Below are 18,630 nucleotides of genomic sequence, written 5' to 3'. Positions count from 1 at the left end.
GACAGGACCGACGCCACGCGCCCCGCGGCAATGCGAGAACGCGGCAGGCTCACGCCCCGCAGCAAAGCGGCTTGAGACCATGAACCTCCTATCCAAATTCATGAGCGTCGGCGCGGCCACCATGTTGAGCCGCATGCTCGGCTTCGTGCGCGAGGCACTGATCGCCGCGGTTCTCGGTGTCGGTCCCGTCTCCGACGCCTTCTACGCTGCCTTCCGCTTTCCCAATCTGTTTCGCCGCTTGTTTGCCGAGGGCGCCTTCAACGCCGCCTTCGTGCCGCTGTTTGCCAAGGAACTCGAGGGCAACGGCGCCGAGGGCGCGCGGCGCTTCAGCGAGGAGGTGTTCGGCATCCTGTTCTCGGTGCTGCTCATTCTCACCATCGCCATGGAACTGGCGATGCCGTTTCTGGTGCGCACGATCATCGCGCCGGGCTTTGCCGATGATCCCGACAAGTTCGCCCTCACGGTGCGCCTCGCCATCATCATGTTCCCCTATCTGATCTGCATGTCGCTTGCGGCGATGATGAGCGGCATTCTCAACTCGCTGCACAAATATTTTGTCGCGGCGATTGCCCCGGTGTTCTTCAACGTTATTCTCATCACCATTCTGGCCGCTGCGCTCTATGGCGGCACGCCGGCGCTCAGCGTTGCTGATCGGATGGCATGGGGCGTTGTCGCCGCCGGACTGTTGCAATTGCTGATCGTGGCCTATGCGGTCCGCAAGGCAGGCTTGCGCATCGGCCTGCGGCGGCCACGTCTGACCAAGAGTGTCAAGCGCCTCTTGTGGCTGGCGCTGCCAGCGGCGATCACCGGTGGCATCACCCAGATCAACCTTGTGATCGGCCAGATCATCGCCTCAAGCAAGGATGGGGCGATCTCCGTGCTGCAATACGCCGACCGCGTCTATCAGCTTCCTCTCGGCGTCGTCGGCATCGCGGTCGGCGTCGTGCTGTTGCCTGAATTGGCGCGCGCTCTGAAGGCCGGCCACGGCAATCAGGCGCGAACCTTGCAGAACCGCTCGGTGGAGTTCGCTCTCTTCCTGACCTTGCCGGCCACCGCTGCGCTGCTGATCATCTCGGGCCCCATCGTCAGGCTGCTTTACGAGCGTGGGGCCTTTGTCGCGGAGACGACCGAAATCGTCGGTGGTGTCCTCGCCATTTTTGCCATCGGTCTTCCGGCCTTCGTTCTGATCAAGGTTTTCACACCTGGATTCTTTGCCCGTGAGGATACCCGCACGCCGATGATGTTTGCCGGTGTCTCCGTCGTCATCAACATTGCCCTGGCCCTGTTGCTGTTTCCGACGATGGGTGAGCGCGGCATCGCCACAGCGGAAATCTGTTCCGGCTGGACCAATGCCACCCTGTTGTTCTTGACCCTGGTGCGGCGGCGTCATTGGGAGTTTGATTCCGGCACGCTGACCCGGGTGCCGCGGCTGGTTCTTGCAGCCGGGCTGATGGCGTTAGGCCTTTATTTCACTCTTCCCTATGCCGCGCCATATCTTCGTCCGGACACGCCGCTTCTTGCCCAACTCGCCGCCGTGCTGGTGTTGCTGTCCGGCAGTTTTGTTCTTTATCTGGCAATCGCCTTCGGGATCGGCGGCGCTGACCTTGCTGCCCTGAAAGGCGGCCTGAAACGCAAGCCTCGCGCCTCAGGCTGAACATCGCCAACCGCCGTCGCCCGCCCCGTTTGGTCCTGAAGGCTTGACGGGTCCCCGGCACCGCCCCATAACCCGCAGCGTTTTCACGGCGGCCGTCGGACCCGCCGCGCGCCGCCAGGGAGTATCACATGCCGTTCAAACCGCTCGTCTTTTCCGGAGTTCAGCCGACCGGAAACCTGCATCTGGGCAATTACCTTGGGGCCATACGGAAATTCGTCGTGCTGCAGGACCAGATGGATTGCCTGTTCTGCGTTGTCGATCTGCACGCGCTTACCGCTCAGCTGGTGCATGAAGATCTCAAGGACCAGACCCGCGAGATCGCCGCCGCCTACCTGGCTGCCGGCATTGATCCGGAAAAACACATCGTCTTCAATCAGGCTGCCGTTCCCGGCCACGCGCAACTCGCCTGGATTTTCAACTGTGTGGCGCGCATCGGCTGGATGAACCGCATGACCCAGTTCAAGGACAAGGCGGGCAAGGATCGCGAAAACGCTTCGCTCGGGCTGCTGGCCTATCCGAGCCTGATGGCCGCCGATATCCTCCTGTACCGCGCCACCCATGTGCCGGTCGGCGACGATCAGAAGCAGCACCTGGAACTGACCCGCGACATCGCGCAGAAATTCAATATCGACTTTTCGGCGCGGATCGCGGCAAGCGGCCACGGCGTCGAACTGACAAACGGCGACGAGGTGATCAATGGCTACTTCCCGATGGCCGAGCCGCTGATCGAGGGGCCGGCGCCGCGCATCATGAGCTTGCGCGATGGCCGCAAGAAGATGTCCAAGTCCGATCCTTCCGATCTGTCGCGCATCAATCTCACCGATGATGCGGAGACGATCACCCGCAAGATCCGCAAGGCCAAGACCGATCCCGAGCCATTGCCGGAAAGTGTCGACCAGCTGGAAGAGCGGCCGGAAGCACGCAATCTGGTTGGCATCTACGCTGCACTCAGTGACCGGACGGCGCAGCGCGTTCTCGACGAGTTCGGCGGCCAGCCGTTCTCGACCTTCAAACCTGCTCTCGCTGAACTTGCGGTCTCAGTCCTGGAGCCAATCAACGCCGAAATGCGGCGGTTGAAGGCCGATCCCGGTCACATCGATGCGGTCCTGAAGGATGGCGCCGAGCGCGCCAATGTGCGGGCTCAACAAACGATCAGTGAGGTCAACGAGATCATCGGCCTGCTCTGAGGCCGAGCGGATCGCACGGCAAATACCGTTCAATTGTGGCTTGCGACCCGCAGGCTCGGATGGCAAGGTCCCGCCCATGGTATCACCACGATTATCTCGCGAAGCGGGTCACCGGCGCAAATTCATGGCCGTCGTCGATGACACCCCCGAATGCGACCGCGCCATGCGGTATGCCGCCATGCGTGCCAAGAATTCCGGCGGTGGCCTGGTCCTGGTTTACATCATCAGTCCCGGTGATTTTCAGCATTGGCTCGGTGTCGAGGAAATCATGCGTGCCGAGGCGCTGCAGGAAGCCGAGGCGACCCTGGCCAAGGCTGCTGAACGATTGCGTCAAACCGTCGGCGTTGATCCGGAAAAGTGCATCCGCGAAGGCAAGGCCACCGAGGAGATCCACGCCGTGATCGAAGAAGATCGGGACGTCGCCATCCTGGTTCTCGCCGCCGGGTCCGCCAAGGAGGGCCCCGGACCTCTGGTCTCGTCCATCGCCGGCCGTGGCGCTGCCTTCCCTATCCCTGTCACGGTCGTTCCCGACACACTCACGGATGAAGAGATCGACGCGTTGTGCTGAGCTGTTGAGTTTCCGCCTCGGGCATGGCAACGGACTGCAACAGGTTGTTTCGAAAAAGGTAAGCGGTCGGCGGCAATTTCGTCGTTGGAGGGCAGAAACTGCCCCTTGATTGCGACCGCGACGAGGCATATCTTCTTTTGAAGAATTCTAAAGTAGCGTCGGGGCCTTGAACCCCGTACAGCTGGGAGTGCCAATCATGTTCATTCAGACCGAAGCCACGCCGAATCCGGCCACCTTGAAATTCCTGCCGGGCAAGGTTGTGATGGCCGACGGCACCGCAGAGTTTCGCGACGCGGACGAAGCGGCAACCGTCTCGCCGCTTGCTGCGAAACTGTTCGCGATTCCCGGCATCACGGGCGTCTTCTATGGCTATGATTTCATAACCGTGTCCAAGAATAGCGACGAGGAAGATGCGCCCGACTGGCAGCACCTCAAGCCAGCCATTCTCGGCGCCATCATGGAGCATTTCATGTCCGGCGCCCCGGTGCTCAGTGAGTCCGGCAGCGACAATCGTCTGCCTGACGAGGAGTTTTTCGACGATGCAGACGGCACGATCGTCGCCACGATCAAGGAATTGCTCGACACCCGCGTGCGGCCAGCCGTCGCTCAGGATGGCGGGGATATCACCTTCCGGGGCTTCAAGGACGGCAAGGTCTATCTGTACATGAAGGGCGCCTGCGCCGGGTGCCCGTCGTCGACCGCAACGTTGAAACACGGTATCCAGAACCTGCTGCGTCACTTTATCCCGGAGGTCCGGGAAGTCGAAGCTGTGTGATTGACCTCTTCTTTGAGGGAAGGCGATGCCGGCCCTCGGCCTGACGTGGCAGCGGTTGCGTTCAACCGACAGCTGTGATGAAGAACGGACAGCTGTTAGGGCAGCATCCGTTTCGCCGACCGGGAAGATACAGTGCGCCTGCTTGCCATCGATTGTGCCCACACCCTCTGCGCCGTAGGTCTTTTCGACAGCCATGCAGACAAGATGCTGGCTGTACGGGCGCCCGATATCGGCCGCGGCCATGCTGAGCGGTTGCCGGGCTTGGTTGACGAAGTGATGACGGCAGCCTCGGTCGGCTATCCAGAAATACAGCGCATCGCGGTCACGATCGGCCCCGGCTCGTTTGCCGGTATACGCGTTGGTGTGGCTTTCGCGCGCGGACTGGCTCTGGCGCTCGCGATTCCATCCATCGGGATTTCCTCATTGCGCGCCATCGCAGAGCCGGTCGCCCGGGCCGAACAGCGATCGGTCATGGCGGCGATCGATGCCCGGCGTCAGCGGGTATGGGCACTGCTTCTCGATCCTGACGGGAATGAGCTGCTTGCTCCCGGTGAGTTCACGCCGGAAGCGGCCGCGGCGATTGCCGGCCGGGCGCAAGCACTGGTCTGCGGCACCGCGGCGCCGATTCTCGCGGAATTGAACCCGGCGCTTGTTACGGCCGATCGTGTGATTGCCGCGCCGGAGATCCTTGACGTCGCGCGCATGGCTGTAACCTGCAATCCCGCCGACTATCCGGCAGAGCCGGCCTATCTGCGCGCTCCTGACGCCAAGCCTCAAACTGCATTCGCTGTCGCTCGCAAGGCGACTTAGCCATGCTGGGGCGCTTCTTCGCAGGCCGCGCTCGCGGCTCTCCCTACGAAATTCTGCCAATGCAGACCAGCGACGCGGCGATTGCCGCAGCGCTGCATCTGCAGGCTTTTTCGCGCCCGTGGGGTGATGGCGAGTTCTTTTCGCTGCTCAGCCAGCCTGCAACCTTCGGGTTTCTCGCCGCTGATCCCAGTTTGCCGCGGATACGCGCTAGTGGTTTTGTGCTGGCGCGCGAAGCCGCCGGCGAAGCGGAAATCCTGTCGATAGCGGTTCATCCGGCGGTGCGCCGCCGCAGCCTAGGGTGGCGGCTGATGCTGGCGGCCATTCGCGAAGCGGCGAACCGTGGGGCGGAGGAGCTGTTTCTCGAGGTCGACGAGCACAATGGGGCTGCGATCGCGCTCTACCGCCGGCTCGGTTTCACCAAGGTGGGAGAACGCACCGCCTATTATCAGCACCGCCAGGGAGAGCAAAGTGCCGCCTGGATCATGCGCATGACATTGAACCCCGAGACATCTACCGGTGCAGCACCATGATTGACTGAGTGAAGACATGGACTTGCCGGCCTCGACACGGTATTGCGCCTTGCTTTGCCGGAAAAGCGGCGGCAGGTTGGTCTCCTAGGAAAGAGGCGCGGGATGGACGACGGCAAGAACCTCGAGGCCCTGTGTGCGGAACGCGGCCTGCGCATGACCGAGCAGCGGCGCATCATCGCCCGCGTACTTGATGATGCCAGTGATCACCCGGATGTCGAGGAACTGTATCGCCGTGCCTCTGCCATCGATCCGCGCATTTCCATGTCGACGGTCTATCGCACCGTAAAGCTGTTCGAGGACATGGAGATCATCGAGCGTCATGACTTTCGCGATGGTCGCTCACGCTACGAGACCATGCCCGAGGAGCATCATGACCATCTGATTGATCTGCGCACCGGCCGCGTCGTCGAGTTTCACTCCCCTGAGATCGAAGCCTTGCAGGAGCGCATTGCCCGTGAGCACGGTTTTCGTCTCGTGGACCATCGTCTCGAACTCTATGCCATCCCGTTGCATGAAAAGAAGCGCTCGAGCGATGGCTGACGACGCAATGCTCGCGCGGCAGGCTGCCGTGCAAAATCGATGACGGCCCTGCGGCTGATCGGCGTCGGCCTGGTGTTCCTTGTTCTGACCCTGCTGCTTTTGCCGCTGCAACTTCTCGCTATCGCCACCGGGCACGAGATCCGCCGCCGCCTGCCGCGTCACTGGCATCGGGTGATGGCCAGAACGATCGGATTCAGGATCGCTGTCCGCGGCGCACCGGCTGACCGGCGGCCGCTGCTCCTGATCTCCAATCATGTGTCGTGGAAGGACATCATCATCCTCGGAGCAATCACCGATGTTGTCTTCGTCGCCAAGTCGGAAGTGCGCACATGGCCGGTCTTCGGCTGGCTGGCGCGGCTGCAGCGCTCGGTTTTCATTGACCGCCAGCGCCGCCGCACAACCGGCGTTCAGATCGGCGAGATGGCTGCCCGGCTGACCGCCGGCGAAATCCTCGTGCTTTTCCCGGAAGGCACGACCTCCGACGGCAACCGCACCCTGCCGTTCAAGACGGCACTGTTTGGGGCGGCCACCGCCGCGCTGCAGGCGGTGCCCGATCGCCGGGTGCATGTCCAGCCGGTGTCGATCGCCTATCTTGGTCTGCACGGACTGCCGATGGGGCGCTACCACCGGCCGGTTGCCGCCTGGCCGGGCGATATTCCGCTGGCTCCGCATCTTCTCAGGGTGCTGCAATACGGCGCGCTCGATATCGAGGTCTGCTTCGGGGAACCCCTGGCATTTGACGAAACTACCGATCGCAAGCGCGCGGCGCGCCGTCTTGAAGCGCAGATCACTGAAATGCTCGCCGGCTCGCTGCAACAAGGGCCGCATCCGCGGCAGCCAGCCGGTGAGGCGGCAAATGCCGATTGCCACGACGCGCCCTGAAAGGTAAAAGCCGCCCCATGACCGACAGTTATGAAGCAAATCTTGCGCCGGCGGCCGCCGCGGTGGAGTCCGCCGATGTCGCCCCGCGCCATGATCAGGCCGGCCCTACTGCAGACGGGCGCAAGGTCTTTATCAAGACCTATGGCTGCCAGATGAACGTCTATGACAGCGAGCGCATGAGCGACGCCCTGACGCGTGATGGCTACCAACCGGCCATGAGCGCCGAAGAAGCGGATCTGGTGCTGATCAACACCTGCCATATTCGCGAGAAAGCGGCCGAGAAAGTGTATTCGCAACTCGGCCGTCTCGACCGGTTGAAATCGGCGCGTCGCAAAGCCGGTTCGGATCTGATGGTGGCTGTGACCGGCTGTGTGGCGCAGGCCGAGGGGCGCGAGATCGCCCGTCGCGCGCCGGTCGTCGATGTGGTGATCGGCCCGCAGACCTACCATCGCCTGCCCGAGGCGCTGGCCCGTGCCCGTCAGGGAGAAAAGGTCGTCGCCACCGACTTTCCCGTCGATGACAAATTCGCAGCCCTGCCTGCCGCACCCGCCCCGGCCATCCGCCGCCGTGGCGTCACGGCCTTTCTGACGGTTCAGGAAGGCTGCGACAAATTCTGCACCTTCTGCGTCGTGCCCTATACGCGGGGCGCCGAAGTCTCCCGTCCGGTGGCGGAAATCGTCAAGGAAGCCGAACGTCTTGCCGCCGCCGGCGTGCGCGAGATCACTTTGCTCGGCCAGAACGTCAATGCCTGGCACGGCACCGGCGCCGATGGGCGCGAATGGGGGCTCGGCGAATTGCTCTGGCGCCTGAGCGAGATCGGGGGCATCGATCGGTTGCGCTACACCACCAGCCACCCGCGCGACATGGATGACGGATTGATCGCCGCCCACCGAGATCTGGCAGCGCTGATGCCCTATCTGCATCTTCCGGTGCAGTCCGGATCGGATCGGATTCTCAAGGCGATGAACCGTCGCCACACGGCGGCCGATTATCTGCGGCTGGTCAAACGCATTCGCAGCGCCAATCCAGATATCGCCCTGTCCGGCGATTTTATCGTCGGCTTTCCCGGTGAGACAGAAGCCGATTTCGAGGCGACCCTCCAGCTGATCGACACCGTTAAATATGCCCAGGCTTATTTCTTCAAATACTCGCCGCGGCCGGGCACGCCGGGCGCCGAACTGGAAGATCAGGTGCCGGAAGCCGTCAAGTCGGAGCGTCTTGAACGTCTGAAAACGCTGCTGACCCGCCAGCAGCGCGCCTTTGCCGCAAGTCTCGTCGGCCGCCAGATCGATCTGCTTCTCGAAAAGCCGGGGCGCGAACCCGGACAACTGATTGGCCGCTCGCCCTGGCTGCAGCCGGTAATTGTTGATGCAAAACACGGCGAAATAGGCGACATTGTTAATGTGCGAATCACGCATACGGGCCCGAACAGCCTCTTCGCCGACTGAGCGGCAGGGGTGGGAAGCGGGCCATGGTACGGCAGCGGAGCAGGTCATCTGGTGAGATCTACCGAGCCTTCTCTCCCTGCTAGAAACGCCAGGAGCCAGATCGTTTGACAGCGCCATCCCTGTCTGTGCCCGCCGAGCGGGCCGCCGCCTCCGGCGCCTCTGATGCGACCCACATCGCCCTGACATTCGAGAACAACCGGCTCGCCAGCGAACTGTTCGGCCAGTTCGACCAGAATCTCGCCTTGATCGAGCAGAAATTGCAGGTCGATGCGCGGGCGCGCGGCAATACGGTGACGCTGACCGGCAATGCGGTGACGACCAACCAGGCCCGCCGCACGCTCGATTATCTCTATGACCGGCTTCTCAAGGGAGCTTCCGTCGACGCCTCCGATGTCGAGGGCGCCATTCGCATGGTCCTTGCCGCCGATGATCAATTGGTGCTGCCGACCATGGAGAAAAAAGGAAAGCTGGCCTTGGCGCAGATATCGACCCGGCGCAAGACAGTGACCGCCCGCACGCCCACCCAGGACGCCTATATTCGCGCCATGGAGCGCGCCGAACTGGTCTTCGGCGTCGGCCCGGCCGGCACCGGCAAGACGTATCTGGCTGTGGCTCATGCCGCACAGTTGCTGGAACGCGGGTCGGTGGAGCGGATCATTTTGACCCGCCCTGCCGTGGAAGCGGGCGAGCGCCTCGGATTTCTTCCCGGCGACATGAAGGAAAAGGTCGATCCCTATCTCCGGCCGCTTTACGATGCCCTGTATGACATGATCCCCGGGGAGCGTGTGGAGCGAGCCTTGGCATCCGGCGTTATCGAGATCGCGCCGCTGGCCTTCATGCGCGGTCGCACCCTGGCCAATGCGGCAATCATTCTCGACGAGGCGCAGAACACCACGCAGATGCAGATGAAGATGTTTTTGACCCGGCTGGGTGAAGGTGGCCGCATGGTCATCACCGGCGACCCGAGCCAGATCGATTTGCCGCGCGGCGTCAAATCCGGCCTCGTCGAGGCGCTCGCCGTTCTCGGCGATGTCGAGGGCATCATCACCTGCCGGTTCCGCGCGGTCGATGTGGTGCGCCATCCGCTGGTGCAACGCATTGTCGAGGCTTATGATGCAAAGGCCGAGAGCCGGCCCCAGCCCGAACAGCAATGAGCCGCAAGCTGATTGCCTGCGCGGCGATGGCTGAGGCCGGCGCCTGGGTTGATGAGTCCGCCCTGAGGGATCAGGCGGAGCTGATCTTAGAGGCCGCGGCCGGGTTTCTTGCTGTTCACGAAAATCAGCCCTTTCCTGTCGAACCCACCGAGATCTCGCTGCTGTTTACCGATGACGGCCCGATGGAAGAACTCAACGCCCGCTGGCGGAACATGTCGAAGCCGACCAATGTCCTGTCGTTTCCGGCTTTTCCGCTGTTGCCCGGCGACATGCCGGGGCCGGTTCTCGGCGACATCGTGCTGGCGCGGACCACCATCGAGCGGGAAGCGGCCGATCTCGGCAAGCCGACCGACCATCATCTCGCCCATCTTCTTGTTCATGGTTTTCTTCATCTGCTCGGTTATGATCACATCGAACATGACGAAGCACACGAAATGGAATCTCTGGAGAGTAGCATTCTGGCTGAACTTGGCCTATCTGATCCCTATGGCGAATTTCAGCCCGAGTGACATGAAGCGACAATGAACAAGGTAGAGACGTCGGTGCCAGGCACCGAACCAACGCCGGACCCCGATGGGGCCGGCAGCGACGACGGCGACAGTAGTCAATCTGCGAGGCCGCCCTCTTTGGACTCTGACGGTCCGGAAGCGGCGGCCGCCGATCCTCCTTCAGCGCAGGCACCGCGGCCCGCCGATGAGCGGGCGGATGCACGCAGCGCGAAGTCCGTCGCGAATTCCATCGGTCCCTCGGGCGGTCTCCTGCAACGCTTGCGGCGCATGCTTTTTCCGCCGTCCGATGGCGAGGCCCTGCGTGAAAACCTTACCGATGCGTTGCAGCTTGGCGGTGATCTGCATGAGGCGTTCAGCCCCGGCGAACGCGCCATGCTCAATAACATCCTGCGTCTGCGCGAAGTCCGCGTCGATGATATCATGGTGCCGCGCGCCGATATCGAGGCTGTAGAGGAATCAACCACCATCGGCGCGTTGTTAAAGCTGTTCGAGGACTCCGGCCGGTCGCGCATGCCGGTTTATTCCGAGACGTTGGATGATCCGCGCGGCATGATCCATATCCGCGATCTGCTGGGCTGGCTGATCAAGCAGAACCGCACCAAGCGCCGTGCCAGCGGCAGTGCGCGCCCAAGCAACGGCAACGCTCGCAACGGCAATGGGCGCAATGGAAACGGTCGGCCTGCCGCAGCGGGCGGCGCCCGCAAACGGGGCGACAAGGCGCCGGAAAAGCTCGATCTGTCTCAGGTTGATTTGACAATGACGCTGCAGCAATCGGGTCTCGTCCGCAACGTGTTGTTCGTGCCCGCTTCCATGTTGGCTTCCGATCTCATGCAACACATGCAAGCCAGACGGATCCAGATGGCGCTGGTGATCGACGAATATGGCGGCACGGACGGTCTTGTCTCGCTCGAGGACATTGTCGAAATGGTTGTCGGGGATATCGCCGACGAACATGATCTCGACGAGGAGAACATGATCAAGCGCACCGGCGATGATATCTGGACCGCCGACGCCAGGGTCGAACTGGATGACCTCGTCGAGGTGATCGGATCTGATTTCGATGTGGCGGAACAGAGTGAAGACGTTGATACGCTTGGGGGCCTGATCTTTTCCGAGCTTGGCCGCATCCCGGCGCGCGGCGAGGTGGTTCAGACCATCCCGGGTTTCGAGTTCCAGGTTCTCGACGCTGATCCCCGCCGTATCAAGCGGGTCCGAATCCTGCGCGGCCGACATCTCGCGCGGCGTCGGCTTCATCGCGCTGATCCAGCATCAGCAACCGCTACCGGCCCGGGTCAGAATTCGGCGTCAGGATCCGCTTCGCAGGTACGTTCTACGACGGTGCGGTCGGGGGACAGCGGTTCAAGTTAAGATCGCCAGGCGGCTTCGCGCCTGGCGGTTACAACCGGCTTTCAAATTCGGCCGTTTCTGAAACACTGCGCGCACTGATTCGCTGCCAAGGATGCGGCGCGGGGGTCGAAGTGGATCGTCTGGCTGAAAAAATCATGCTCGCCTGCGGCTGGCGTCGTGCCTCGCTTGCCTTTGTTGCTGGCGCTCTCGGCGCACTAGCGCTGGCACCCGTCAACTTCTTCGCGGTAATGTTCATCTCGCTGCCGGTGCTTGTTTGGCTGCTCGACGGCGCCAGCAGTGAAGGCCACGGCGGTCTTGTGATGCGCATGCGCCCCGCCTTCATGGTGGGTTGGTGGTTCGGCTTCGGCTATTTCATCGCCGGCCTCTGGTGGCTGGGCAATGCGTTGCTTGCCGATGCCGATCAATTCGCCTGGGCGCTGCCACTGGCCGTGATTGGCCTGCCGGCCGTTCTCGCGCTCTTTTACGGAGCAGCCACCGCCTTGGCACGCCTGTTCTGGAACGATGGTTTCGGACGGATCGCGCTTTTTTCCGTGTCCTTTGCTCTTCTCGAATATGCGCGCCAGTTTCTTCTCACCGGTTTTCCCTGGAACGCGCTCGGGCAAACGATCGCGCCGGTGCCGCTGATGATGCAGACCGCGGGCTTGATCGGTCTTGACGGCCTCAACCTCCTTGCTGTGTTCATTTTCGCTGCGCCGGCGCTCCTTGTCACCCGGCGCGGGCGCACGCCCGGACTGCTCCTGGCGGCTGCCTTGTTCAGCGCTCATCTCGGTTATGGCTTCTACGCGCTGCGCGACGGCCCATCTGAGCTGGCAGGCAATGATGCCTTGCGCGTGCGCATCGTGCAGCCGGCAGTAGATCAGGCGGCCAAGTGGGAGCCAGCCGACCGCGAGGCGATCTTTGCAGGTCTTCTCACCCTGACAGCGGCGCCGCCGGGAGACGGACTGGAAAAGGCATCCGCGGAGGGTCCGGGAAAGCCGGACCTGATCATATGGCCGGAAACGGCCGTGCCGTTTCTGCTGACCAGCAATCCCGAAGCTCTGGCCCGCATTGCCCAGACCTTGCAGGCCGGACAGCTACTGCTTGCCGGCGCGGTGCGCGTTGAAGATGCCGCGAGCACGGAACCGCGTTACTACAATTCTGTCTATGCGATTGACGACGCCGGCGAGATCGTTGCTGCTGCCGACAAGGTGCACCTTGTTCCCTTCGGCGAATATCTGCCATTCGAATCTGTGCTCGGCTGGTTCGGATTGCGCACCATCGCCGAGAGCTTCGGCGGATTTTCCGCCGCACCGAACCGTCAATTCCTGACGCTTCCCGGCGACCGGCGTGCCCTGCCGCTGATCTGCTATGAGGCCATCTTTCCGGCTCAGGCGGAGATCGAAGGGAACAGCGGCGATATGCTGATCAATGTCACCAATGACGGCTGGTTCGGCGCCACTCCGGGACCCTATCAGCACCTGCAGCAGGCGCGTTTGCGCGCTGTCGAGGTCGGCAGGCCCATGCTGCGGGCTGCCAACTCTGGTATCTCGTCAATCATCGACGCTCGCGGCCGCTTGCTGGGCGTCCTGCCGCTTGGTCAGCGCGGCAATCTCGACATGGCAATCAGCACGGAAAACAGTGCGCGATCGAGCTATGCGAAAAGACAACTTAACTTTTGGAGCCTATTCGCCATAATGGTGTTGATCGGGCTGTTTGCTCGCGGGAGTAAGTGGTCGGCGCGTGATTGACGGAAAACCCCTGAAATTGCATAGTTCCTCTGTCAACCCGCGTCCCGTGTATCCTTGCACTGATTCTTGGGGCTTTTTGCGCAAACGAGAACGGGGCCTAACGATAACGAAGGGGCGAAGCATCGCCTCGTGCAGGATATTCCAGATGATTGAGACGAAGAAGAAACCCAATCCGATCGACGTCCATGTCGGCAGCCGTGTGCGTTTGCGCCGCACCATGCTCGGCATGAGCCAGGAAAAGCTTGGCGAAGCGCTTGGCATCACCTTTCAGCAGATCCAGAAATACGAGAAGGGGACGAACCGGGTCGGGGCCAGCCGGTTGCAGAATATCTCGACCATTCTCAATGTGCCGGTGTCGTTCTTCTTCGAAGATGCCCCGAGCGACGTGGGGACCGCCCAGGGGGGCATGGCCGAAGCCAATTCATCGAACTATGTGGTCGATTTCCTGTCGTCCTCCGAAGGATTGCAGCTTAACCGGGCTTTCGTGAAAATCGGCGATCCGAAGGTGCGCCGCAAGATCGTTGATCTCGTCAAGGTGCTGGCCGCCGAAGAAGACGGCGACTGACAGTCATACTGCTCCCATAAACCAGTACTGCAATTCGGGTTGATGGTACCGGTGCTGCTTGCATCGCGTTCCAAGCCGGGATTTCGGCCGCTTCGTGAAGCGATATCAAGACATCTTTATATCGTTGTGCCACTTGCCAGACATTGGTCCCTTCTCTAAACAGGCGGGGTCAACGCGCGAGTATGGAGCCACGGCATGGGGCGTTCGAACTACCTGTTCACATCTGAATCGGTCTCTGAAGGACACCCCGACAAGGTTTGCGATCGTATTTCCGACGAGATTGTCGATCTGGTCTATCGGGAAGCGAAGAAGACCGGCCTGGACCCATGGACTGTGCGGGTAGCCTGCGAAACTTTGGCCACAACCAACCGTGTGGTCATCGCTGGCGAAGTCCGCGTTCCGGAAACCCTGTGCCGCAGGGACAAGGCCGGGAACGTCGTCACCGATGACCATGGCAATCCCCTGATTGCGCCTGGGCGCTTTCGCTCCGCGGCGCGGCGCGCCATCCGTGACATCGGCTATGAGCAGGACGGCTTCCACTGGAAGACCTGCAAGATCGATGTGCTGCTGCATGCCCAGTCGGCCGAGATTGCCCAGGGCGTCGACAACGCCGCCGATCGGCAGGGCGAAGAGGGGGCTGGTGATCAGGGCATCATGTTCGGTTTTGCCTGCCGCGAAACGCCCGACCTCATGCCTGCACCGATCTACTACGCGCACAAGATTCTCGAATTGTTGGCCGAGGCGCGCAAGTCCGGGGTCGGCGATGCCGCCCGGCTTGGCCCCGATGCCAAAACGCAGATCACCGTACGCTATGAGAACGGCGAACCGGTTGCGGTCACGTCGATCGTGTTGTCAACGCAGCATCTCGATCCCAATTGGGATTCCGCCAAGGTTCGGCAGGTGGTCGAGCCCTATGTGCGCCAGGCCCTGGCTCTCGGCAACCTGGCCATCGCCGATGACTGCGTCTGGTACATCAACCCGACCGGAAAATTCGTGATCGGCGGTCCGGATGGCGATGCTGGTCTCACCGGCCGCAAGATCATCGTCGACACCTATGGCGGCGCCGCGCCGCACGGCGGTGGTGCCTTTTCCGGCAAGGATACCACCAAGGTTGATCGCTCCGCCGCCTATGCGGCCCGCTATCTGGCCAAGAACGTGGTCGCTGCTCGCCTGGCCGAGCGCTGCACCATCCAGCTCTCCTATGCCATCGGCGTGGCACAGCCGCTTTCGGTCTACGTTGATCTGCATGGCACCGGCAAGGTCGATGAAGCGACTGTCGAAAAAGCCATCCGCGCCTCGATGGATCTGTCGCCGACAGGCATCCGCCGGCATCTTGACCTGAACCGGCCAATTTATGCCCGAACAGCCGCCTACGGCCATTTCGGACGCAAGGCGCGCGGCGGCGCTTTCGCATGGGAAAAGACCGACCTGGTAAAGACCCTCAAGGAAGCTGCAAAGGGCTGATTGCGCCAACCGCCACTCATATATCGATCCGGCCGAGCCAGCCGGCAGCGAGATGCACCATGAACGAGCCCCGCCGACAGCGCGCCACGGAAGCTTTTTTCGGCCGCCGCAAGGGCAAACATCTGCGCGACAGCCAGCGCCAGGCGATGGCCGAGCTGCTGCCGCGCATCGGGCTCGATCTGGACACGCCGCCGCCACGGGATCTGGCAGGTCTGTGGCCGGTCGCCATCGACACGATCCGGATGGAAATCGGTTTCGGCGCCGGCGAGCATCTGTTGCATCGCGTCTCGGAAAACCCGCGGACCGGGTTCATCGGCGTTGAACCCTTCGTCAACTCAATGGGTAAATTCCTGCTCGCCTTGCAAGATCGCAACCCGGACAATGTGCGGGTCTATACAGACGATGCCACGCGGGTGCTCGACTGGCTGCCGAGCGCCTCCCTCGACCGCATCGATCTGCTTTATCCCGATCCCTGGCCGAAGAAGCGCCACTGGAAACGTCGCTTCGTCAATCCAGCCAACATCGAGCGCTTTGCCCGCGTCCTCAAGCCGGGAGGCAGCTTTTGCTTTGCCTCCGATATCGACACTTACGTCAACTGGACCCTGCAGCATCTCATCGCCGACCAGCGTTTCGACTGGCAGGCGCAAAGTGCCGCCGACTGGCAGACCGCATGGGCCGGTTGGCCGGGAACCCGCTATGAGGCCAAGGCGATCCGCGAGGGACGCACGCCGGCATATCTAAGCTTCGTGCGTCTCTGAGCCGAGCCCCCCGCGAACGGCGCCCCCGAACGGCGATGACACGCTCTGTCCGACCGGGCCACGACCGCTTGGCATGCTCTCCGCGCTCCGGCTTGCATCGCCGTGCGAAAAGGATTATATCCACCCCACATCTTGATCGCTTTGGACAAGAGTGGGCCCCGCCGGACCCGCTCTTTTTTGTTAGGCGGATCAGGGGTCGGAGAACGCAATCGCGACATCAGGACGGATGAGTCCCGGCGGATGCAGAAAGAGCCAATGACGCAGAACGACGATAGCCAGCCCCGGATAGTGACGGAAACAGGTGTTGATGCGCGCATCGCCGCGATCATTGAGCCGGTTCTGGCTGCACTGCAGTACCGGTTGGTGCGGGTCCGCGTTTCTGGTCAAAACGGCATGACCTTGCAGATCATGGCTGAACGTCCCGACGGAACGATGACGGTGGAGGATTGCGAGGCGGTGTCGCGTGCGATCTCGCCGGTCCTTGATGTCGAGGACCCGCTCGACAAGGCCTATCATCTGGAGATTTCCTCGCCGGGGATTGATCGGCCACTGGTCCGCGTTGAGGACTTCAAGCGCTGGGAAGGCTTCCTTGCCCGGGTCGACACCTCGCAGATGCTCGATGGCCGCAAGCGGTTCCGCGGCTATATCCGCGATGTCAGCGACACGCATTTCGTCATCGAGCGCGATCAGCCCGCCTATGGCGAGGAAACGCGCTCGCAGATCCCGTTTTCCGCGCTCGCCGAAGCCAAGCTTGTGCTGACCGATGAACTGGTGCGTGAATCGCTGCGTGCCGACAAGGCCGCCAAGCAGGCCCGCAATGCCAGCGATCTCGAATCGCCGGAGGGTTCTGCCGGCGACGGAGACAACGCGTAGGAACTGCCATGCCCGCCAGCGAAGATCGGCGGGATGAGTATCGGCAGCCAAGACAATTTGAAGGGGAGGCCGGCCGGCCTCCGGATCAGCGCCCGCGTGGCGCCTCAGCACCCACCTGCAGGGCAACTTCCGGCAGGAACAGATGGAGAAGACAATGGCAGTCAGCGCCAACAGGCTTGAACTTCTGCAAATCGCCGACGCGGTGGCGCGGGAGAAGAACATCGATCGTGAGATTGTCATCGGCGCCATGGCGGACGCCATTCAGAAGGCGGCGCGCTCGCGCTATGGCAGCGAGTCGAATATCCGCGCCGACATCAATTCGCGCACTGGCGAGATCCGCCTGCAGCGGCTTCTCGAGGTGGTTGATCATGCCGATGACTACTCGACGCAGATCCCGCTGACATTGGCACGCGATCGCAATCCCGATGCCCAGCTTGGCGATTTCATCGCCGATCCGCTGCCGCCGATGGACTTTGGCCGCATCGCCGCCCAGTCGGCCAAGCAGGTCATAGTCCAGAAAGTCCGCGAAGCCGAGCGCGACCATCAGTTCGAGGAATACAAGGACCGCATTGGCGAGATCGTCAACGGCACCGTCAAGCGGGTCGAATACGGCAATGTCATCGTTGATCTTGGCCGCGGCGAGGCGATCATCCGCCGCGATGAGACCATCCCGCGCGAGAACTTCCGCTACGGCGATCGTGTCCGTGCCTTTCTCTACGATGTGCGCCGCGAACAACGGGGCCCGCAGATCTTCCTCTCGCGCACGCATCCGCAATTCATGGTCAAGCTGTTCACCATGGAGGTGCCGGAAATCTATGATGGCATCATCGAGATCCGTTCGGTCGCCCGCGATCCGGGTTCGCGCGCCAAGATTGCCGTCATCTCCAATGATTCCTCGATTGATCCTGTCGGCGCCTGCGTCGGCATGCGCGGCTCGCGTGTCCAGGCCGTTGTCGGCGAATTGCAGGGCGAGAAGATCGATATCATTCCGTGGTCGCCTTCGCCGGCTACCTTCATTGTCAACGCGCTGCAGCCGGCCGAGGTCGCCAAGGTCGTTCTCGATGAGGATGCCGAGCGAATCGAGGTCGTCGTCCCCGATGAGCAGCTTTCCCTGGCGATCGGCCGTCGCGGCCAGAACGTCCGTCTGGCCTCTCAGCTGACCGGCTGGGACATTGACATCCTGACCGAGGACGAGGAAAGCCAGCGCCGCCAGAAAGAGTTCAACGAGCGCACGGCCCTGTTCATGGAGGCGCTCGACGTCGACGAGATGGTCGGCCAGGTCTTGGCCTCCGAAGGCTTCAGCCAGGTCGAAGAAGTGGCCTATGTGGACCTCGACGAAATCACCTCGATCGAAGGGTTCGACGAGGAAACGGCCGAGGAATTGCAGACCCGGGCCCGGGAATATCTCGAAAAGATCGAAGCCGAACTGGATGCCAAGCGCAAGGAAATGGGCGTTGAGGACGAAGTGCGGTCGGTCGGCGGCATGACGACGGCGATGATGGTCGCGCTCGGCGAGGACGGCATCAAGTCGCTTGAGGACTTTGCCGGCTGCGCCGTCGATGACTTGTGCGGCTGGACGGAAGCCAAGGATGGCGAGACCACACGCCACGAAGGTCTGTTCTCGTCTCTCGATGTCTCGCGGCCCGAGGCCGAGACGATGATCCTTGCGGCGCGTCTCGCCGTCGGTTGGATCACCGAAGACGAACTCGAGGACATGCAGGTGGAAACCGAAGAGGATGCCGGCGAAGAGGGTGAGACCGCCGAAGCTGAAGCCAGTGCCCCCGACGCACCTGCGGAGCAGGCGTAACGAACGCGCCA

Annotated in this window: 18 protein-coding genes; all 18 read left to right on the top strand. The window is 62.2% G+C overall.

Going from position 1 to position 18,630, the window contains the following annotated elements:
- The first annotated feature begins 79 nt into the window (after positions 1–79).
- The 18 genes from murJ to nusA all read left to right on the top strand — a co-directional run bounded on the left by murJ (position 80) and on the right by nusA (position 18,619).
- Complete coding sequence (gene murJ / locus KY465_RS10255; protein ID WP_219201549.1) at positions 80–1,654, top strand: murein biosynthesis integral membrane protein MurJ; 1,575 nt, start codon at positions 80–82, stop codon at positions 1,652–1,654.
- Between the two features lie 128 nt (positions 1,655–1,782).
- The gene (gene trpS / locus KY465_RS10250; protein WP_219201548.1) at positions 1,783–2,841 is read left to right on the top strand and encodes a tryptophan--tRNA ligase; all 1,059 of its coding nucleotides are present in this window, start codon (positions 1,783–1,785) and stop codon (positions 2,839–2,841) included.
- 76 nt (positions 2,842–2,917) lie between these two features.
- A complete protein-coding gene (locus tag KY465_RS10245) occupies positions 2,918–3,409 on the top strand; it encodes a universal stress protein (protein WP_219201547.1) in 492 nt (163 codons plus the stop codon).
- 196 nt (positions 3,410–3,605) lie between these two features.
- The gene (locus tag KY465_RS10240) at positions 3,606–4,184 is read left to right on the top strand and encodes a NifU family protein (protein ID WP_219201546.1); all 579 of its coding nucleotides are present in this window, start codon (positions 3,606–3,608) and stop codon (positions 4,182–4,184) included.
- A 132-nt stretch (positions 4,185–4,316) separates the two neighbouring features.
- Positions 4,317–4,994 carry a tRNA (adenosine(37)-N6)-threonylcarbamoyltransferase complex dimerization subunit type 1 TsaB gene (gene tsaB / locus KY465_RS10235; RefSeq protein ID WP_219201545.1) on the top strand — a complete coding sequence of 226 codons (678 nt, stop codon included), beginning with the start codon at positions 4,317–4,319 and terminating at the stop codon, positions 4,992–4,994.
- 59 nt (positions 4,995–5,053) lie between these two features.
- Entirely contained in the window at positions 5,054–5,524 is a 471-nt protein-coding gene (locus tag KY465_RS10230; protein ID WP_428982974.1) for a GNAT family N-acetyltransferase, read from the top strand.
- A gap of 102 nt (positions 5,525–5,626) precedes the next feature.
- The gene (locus tag KY465_RS10225) at positions 5,627–6,064 is read left to right on the top strand and encodes a Fur family transcriptional regulator (protein WP_219201543.1); all 438 of its coding nucleotides are present in this window, start codon (positions 5,627–5,629) and stop codon (positions 6,062–6,064) included.
- A gap of 39 nt (positions 6,065–6,103) precedes the next feature.
- On the top strand, positions 6,104–6,946 hold the full coding sequence (gene olsA, locus KY465_RS10220) for a lyso-ornithine lipid O-acyltransferase (protein ID WP_219201542.1): 843 nt from the start codon (positions 6,104–6,106) through the stop codon (positions 6,944–6,946).
- A 17-nt stretch (positions 6,947–6,963) separates the two neighbouring features.
- Positions 6,964–8,394, top strand: a complete 1,431-nt coding sequence (gene miaB, locus KY465_RS10215; protein WP_219201541.1) for a tRNA (N6-isopentenyl adenosine(37)-C2)-methylthiotransferase MiaB — start codon at positions 6,964–6,966, stop codon at positions 8,392–8,394.
- 104 nt (positions 8,395–8,498) lie between these two features.
- A complete protein-coding gene (locus tag KY465_RS10210) occupies positions 8,499–9,548 on the top strand; it encodes a PhoH family protein (protein WP_428982973.1) in 1,050 nt (349 codons plus the stop codon).
- The gene (gene ybeY / locus KY465_RS10205) at positions 9,545–10,057 is read left to right on the top strand and encodes an rRNA maturation RNase YbeY (protein ID WP_219201540.1); all 513 of its coding nucleotides are present in this window, start codon (positions 9,545–9,547) and stop codon (positions 10,055–10,057) included. The genes KY465_RS10210 and ybeY overlap by 4 nt, the downstream gene beginning before the upstream one ends.
- A gap of 12 nt (positions 10,058–10,069) precedes the next feature.
- Positions 10,070–11,425, top strand: a complete 1,356-nt coding sequence (locus KY465_RS10200) for a hemolysin family protein (RefSeq protein ID WP_428982972.1) — start codon at positions 10,070–10,072, stop codon at positions 11,423–11,425.
- 110 nt (positions 11,426–11,535) lie between these two features.
- Positions 11,536–13,152 (top strand): apolipoprotein N-acyltransferase, encoded by a 1,617-nt coding sequence (lnt, locus tag KY465_RS10195; protein ID WP_219201538.1) that lies wholly within the window; start codon positions 11,536–11,538, stop codon positions 13,150–13,152.
- 145 nt (positions 13,153–13,297) lie between these two features.
- Positions 13,298–13,717 carry a helix-turn-helix domain-containing protein gene (locus tag KY465_RS10190; protein WP_219201537.1) on the top strand — a complete coding sequence of 140 codons (420 nt, stop codon included), beginning with the start codon at positions 13,298–13,300 and terminating at the stop codon, positions 13,715–13,717.
- A gap of 195 nt (positions 13,718–13,912) precedes the next feature.
- On the top strand, positions 13,913–15,181 hold the full coding sequence (gene metK / locus KY465_RS10185; protein ID WP_219201536.1) for a methionine adenosyltransferase: 1,269 nt from the start codon (positions 13,913–13,915) through the stop codon (positions 15,179–15,181).
- Between the two features lie 59 nt (positions 15,182–15,240).
- Complete coding sequence (gene trmB, locus KY465_RS10180; RefSeq protein ID WP_219201535.1) at positions 15,241–15,939, top strand: tRNA (guanine(46)-N(7))-methyltransferase TrmB; 699 nt, start codon at positions 15,241–15,243, stop codon at positions 15,937–15,939.
- 255 nt (positions 15,940–16,194) lie between these two features.
- Positions 16,195–16,812, top strand: coding sequence for a ribosome maturation factor RimP (gene rimP, locus KY465_RS10175; RefSeq protein ID WP_219201534.1), 618 nt, complete (start codon positions 16,195–16,197; stop codon positions 16,810–16,812).
- A 154-nt stretch (positions 16,813–16,966) separates the two neighbouring features.
- The gene (nusA, locus tag KY465_RS10170; RefSeq protein ID WP_219201533.1) at positions 16,967–18,619 is read left to right on the top strand and encodes a transcription termination factor NusA; all 1,653 of its coding nucleotides are present in this window, start codon (positions 16,967–16,969) and stop codon (positions 18,617–18,619) included.
- Positions 18,620–18,630 lie beyond the last annotated feature (11 nt).

This window comes from Neohoeflea coraliihabitans (assembly GCF_019334345.1).
Classification (GTDB): Bacteria; Pseudomonadota; Alphaproteobacteria; order Rhizobiales; family Rhizobiaceae; genus Pseudohoeflea; species Pseudohoeflea coraliihabitans.
Note: the sequence above shows the minus strand (reverse complement) of the source record. Positions and strands in the feature narration are given on the sequence as shown.

Excerpts from the sequence above, each read along its gene's own strand:
- murJ (WP_219201549.1), top strand. The coding sequence starts at position 80 with ATGAACCTCCTATCCAAATTCATGAGCGTCGGCGCGGCCACCATGTTG.
- trpS (WP_219201548.1), top strand. The coding sequence starts at position 1,783 with ATGCCGTTCAAACCGCTCGTCTTTTCCGGAGTTCAGCCGACCGGAAAC.
- KY465_RS10245 (WP_219201547.1), top strand. The coding sequence starts at position 2,918 with ATGGTATCACCACGATTATCTCGCGAAGCGGGTCACCGGCGCAAATTC.
- KY465_RS10240 (WP_219201546.1), top strand. The coding sequence starts at position 3,606 with ATGTTCATTCAGACCGAAGCCACGCCGAATCCGGCCACCTTGAAATTC.
- KY465_RS10230 (WP_428982974.1), top strand. The coding sequence starts at position 5,054 with ATGCAGACCAGCGACGCGGCGATTGCCGCAGCGCTGCATCTGCAGGCT.
- KY465_RS10225 (WP_219201543.1), top strand. The coding sequence starts at position 5,627 with ATGGACGACGGCAAGAACCTCGAGGCCCTGTGTGCGGAACGCGGCCTG.
- olsA (WP_219201542.1), top strand. The coding sequence starts at position 6,104 with ATGACGGCCCTGCGGCTGATCGGCGTCGGCCTGGTGTTCCTTGTTCTG.
- miaB (WP_219201541.1), top strand. The coding sequence starts at position 6,964 with ATGACCGACAGTTATGAAGCAAATCTTGCGCCGGCGGCCGCCGCGGTG.
- ybeY (WP_219201540.1), top strand. The coding sequence starts at position 9,545 with ATGAGCCGCAAGCTGATTGCCTGCGCGGCGATGGCTGAGGCCGGCGCC.
- KY465_RS10200 (WP_428982972.1), top strand. The coding sequence starts at position 10,070 with ATGAACAAGGTAGAGACGTCGGTGCCAGGCACCGAACCAACGCCGGAC.
- KY465_RS10190 (WP_219201537.1), top strand. The coding sequence starts at position 13,298 with ATGATTGAGACGAAGAAGAAACCCAATCCGATCGACGTCCATGTCGGC.
- metK (WP_219201536.1), top strand. The coding sequence starts at position 13,913 with ATGGGGCGTTCGAACTACCTGTTCACATCTGAATCGGTCTCTGAAGGA.
- trmB (WP_219201535.1), top strand. The coding sequence starts at position 15,241 with ATGAACGAGCCCCGCCGACAGCGCGCCACGGAAGCTTTTTTCGGCCGC.
- rimP (WP_219201534.1), top strand. The coding sequence starts at position 16,195 with ATGACGCAGAACGACGATAGCCAGCCCCGGATAGTGACGGAAACAGGT.
- nusA (WP_219201533.1), top strand. The coding sequence starts at position 16,967 with ATGGCAGTCAGCGCCAACAGGCTTGAACTTCTGCAAATCGCCGACGCG.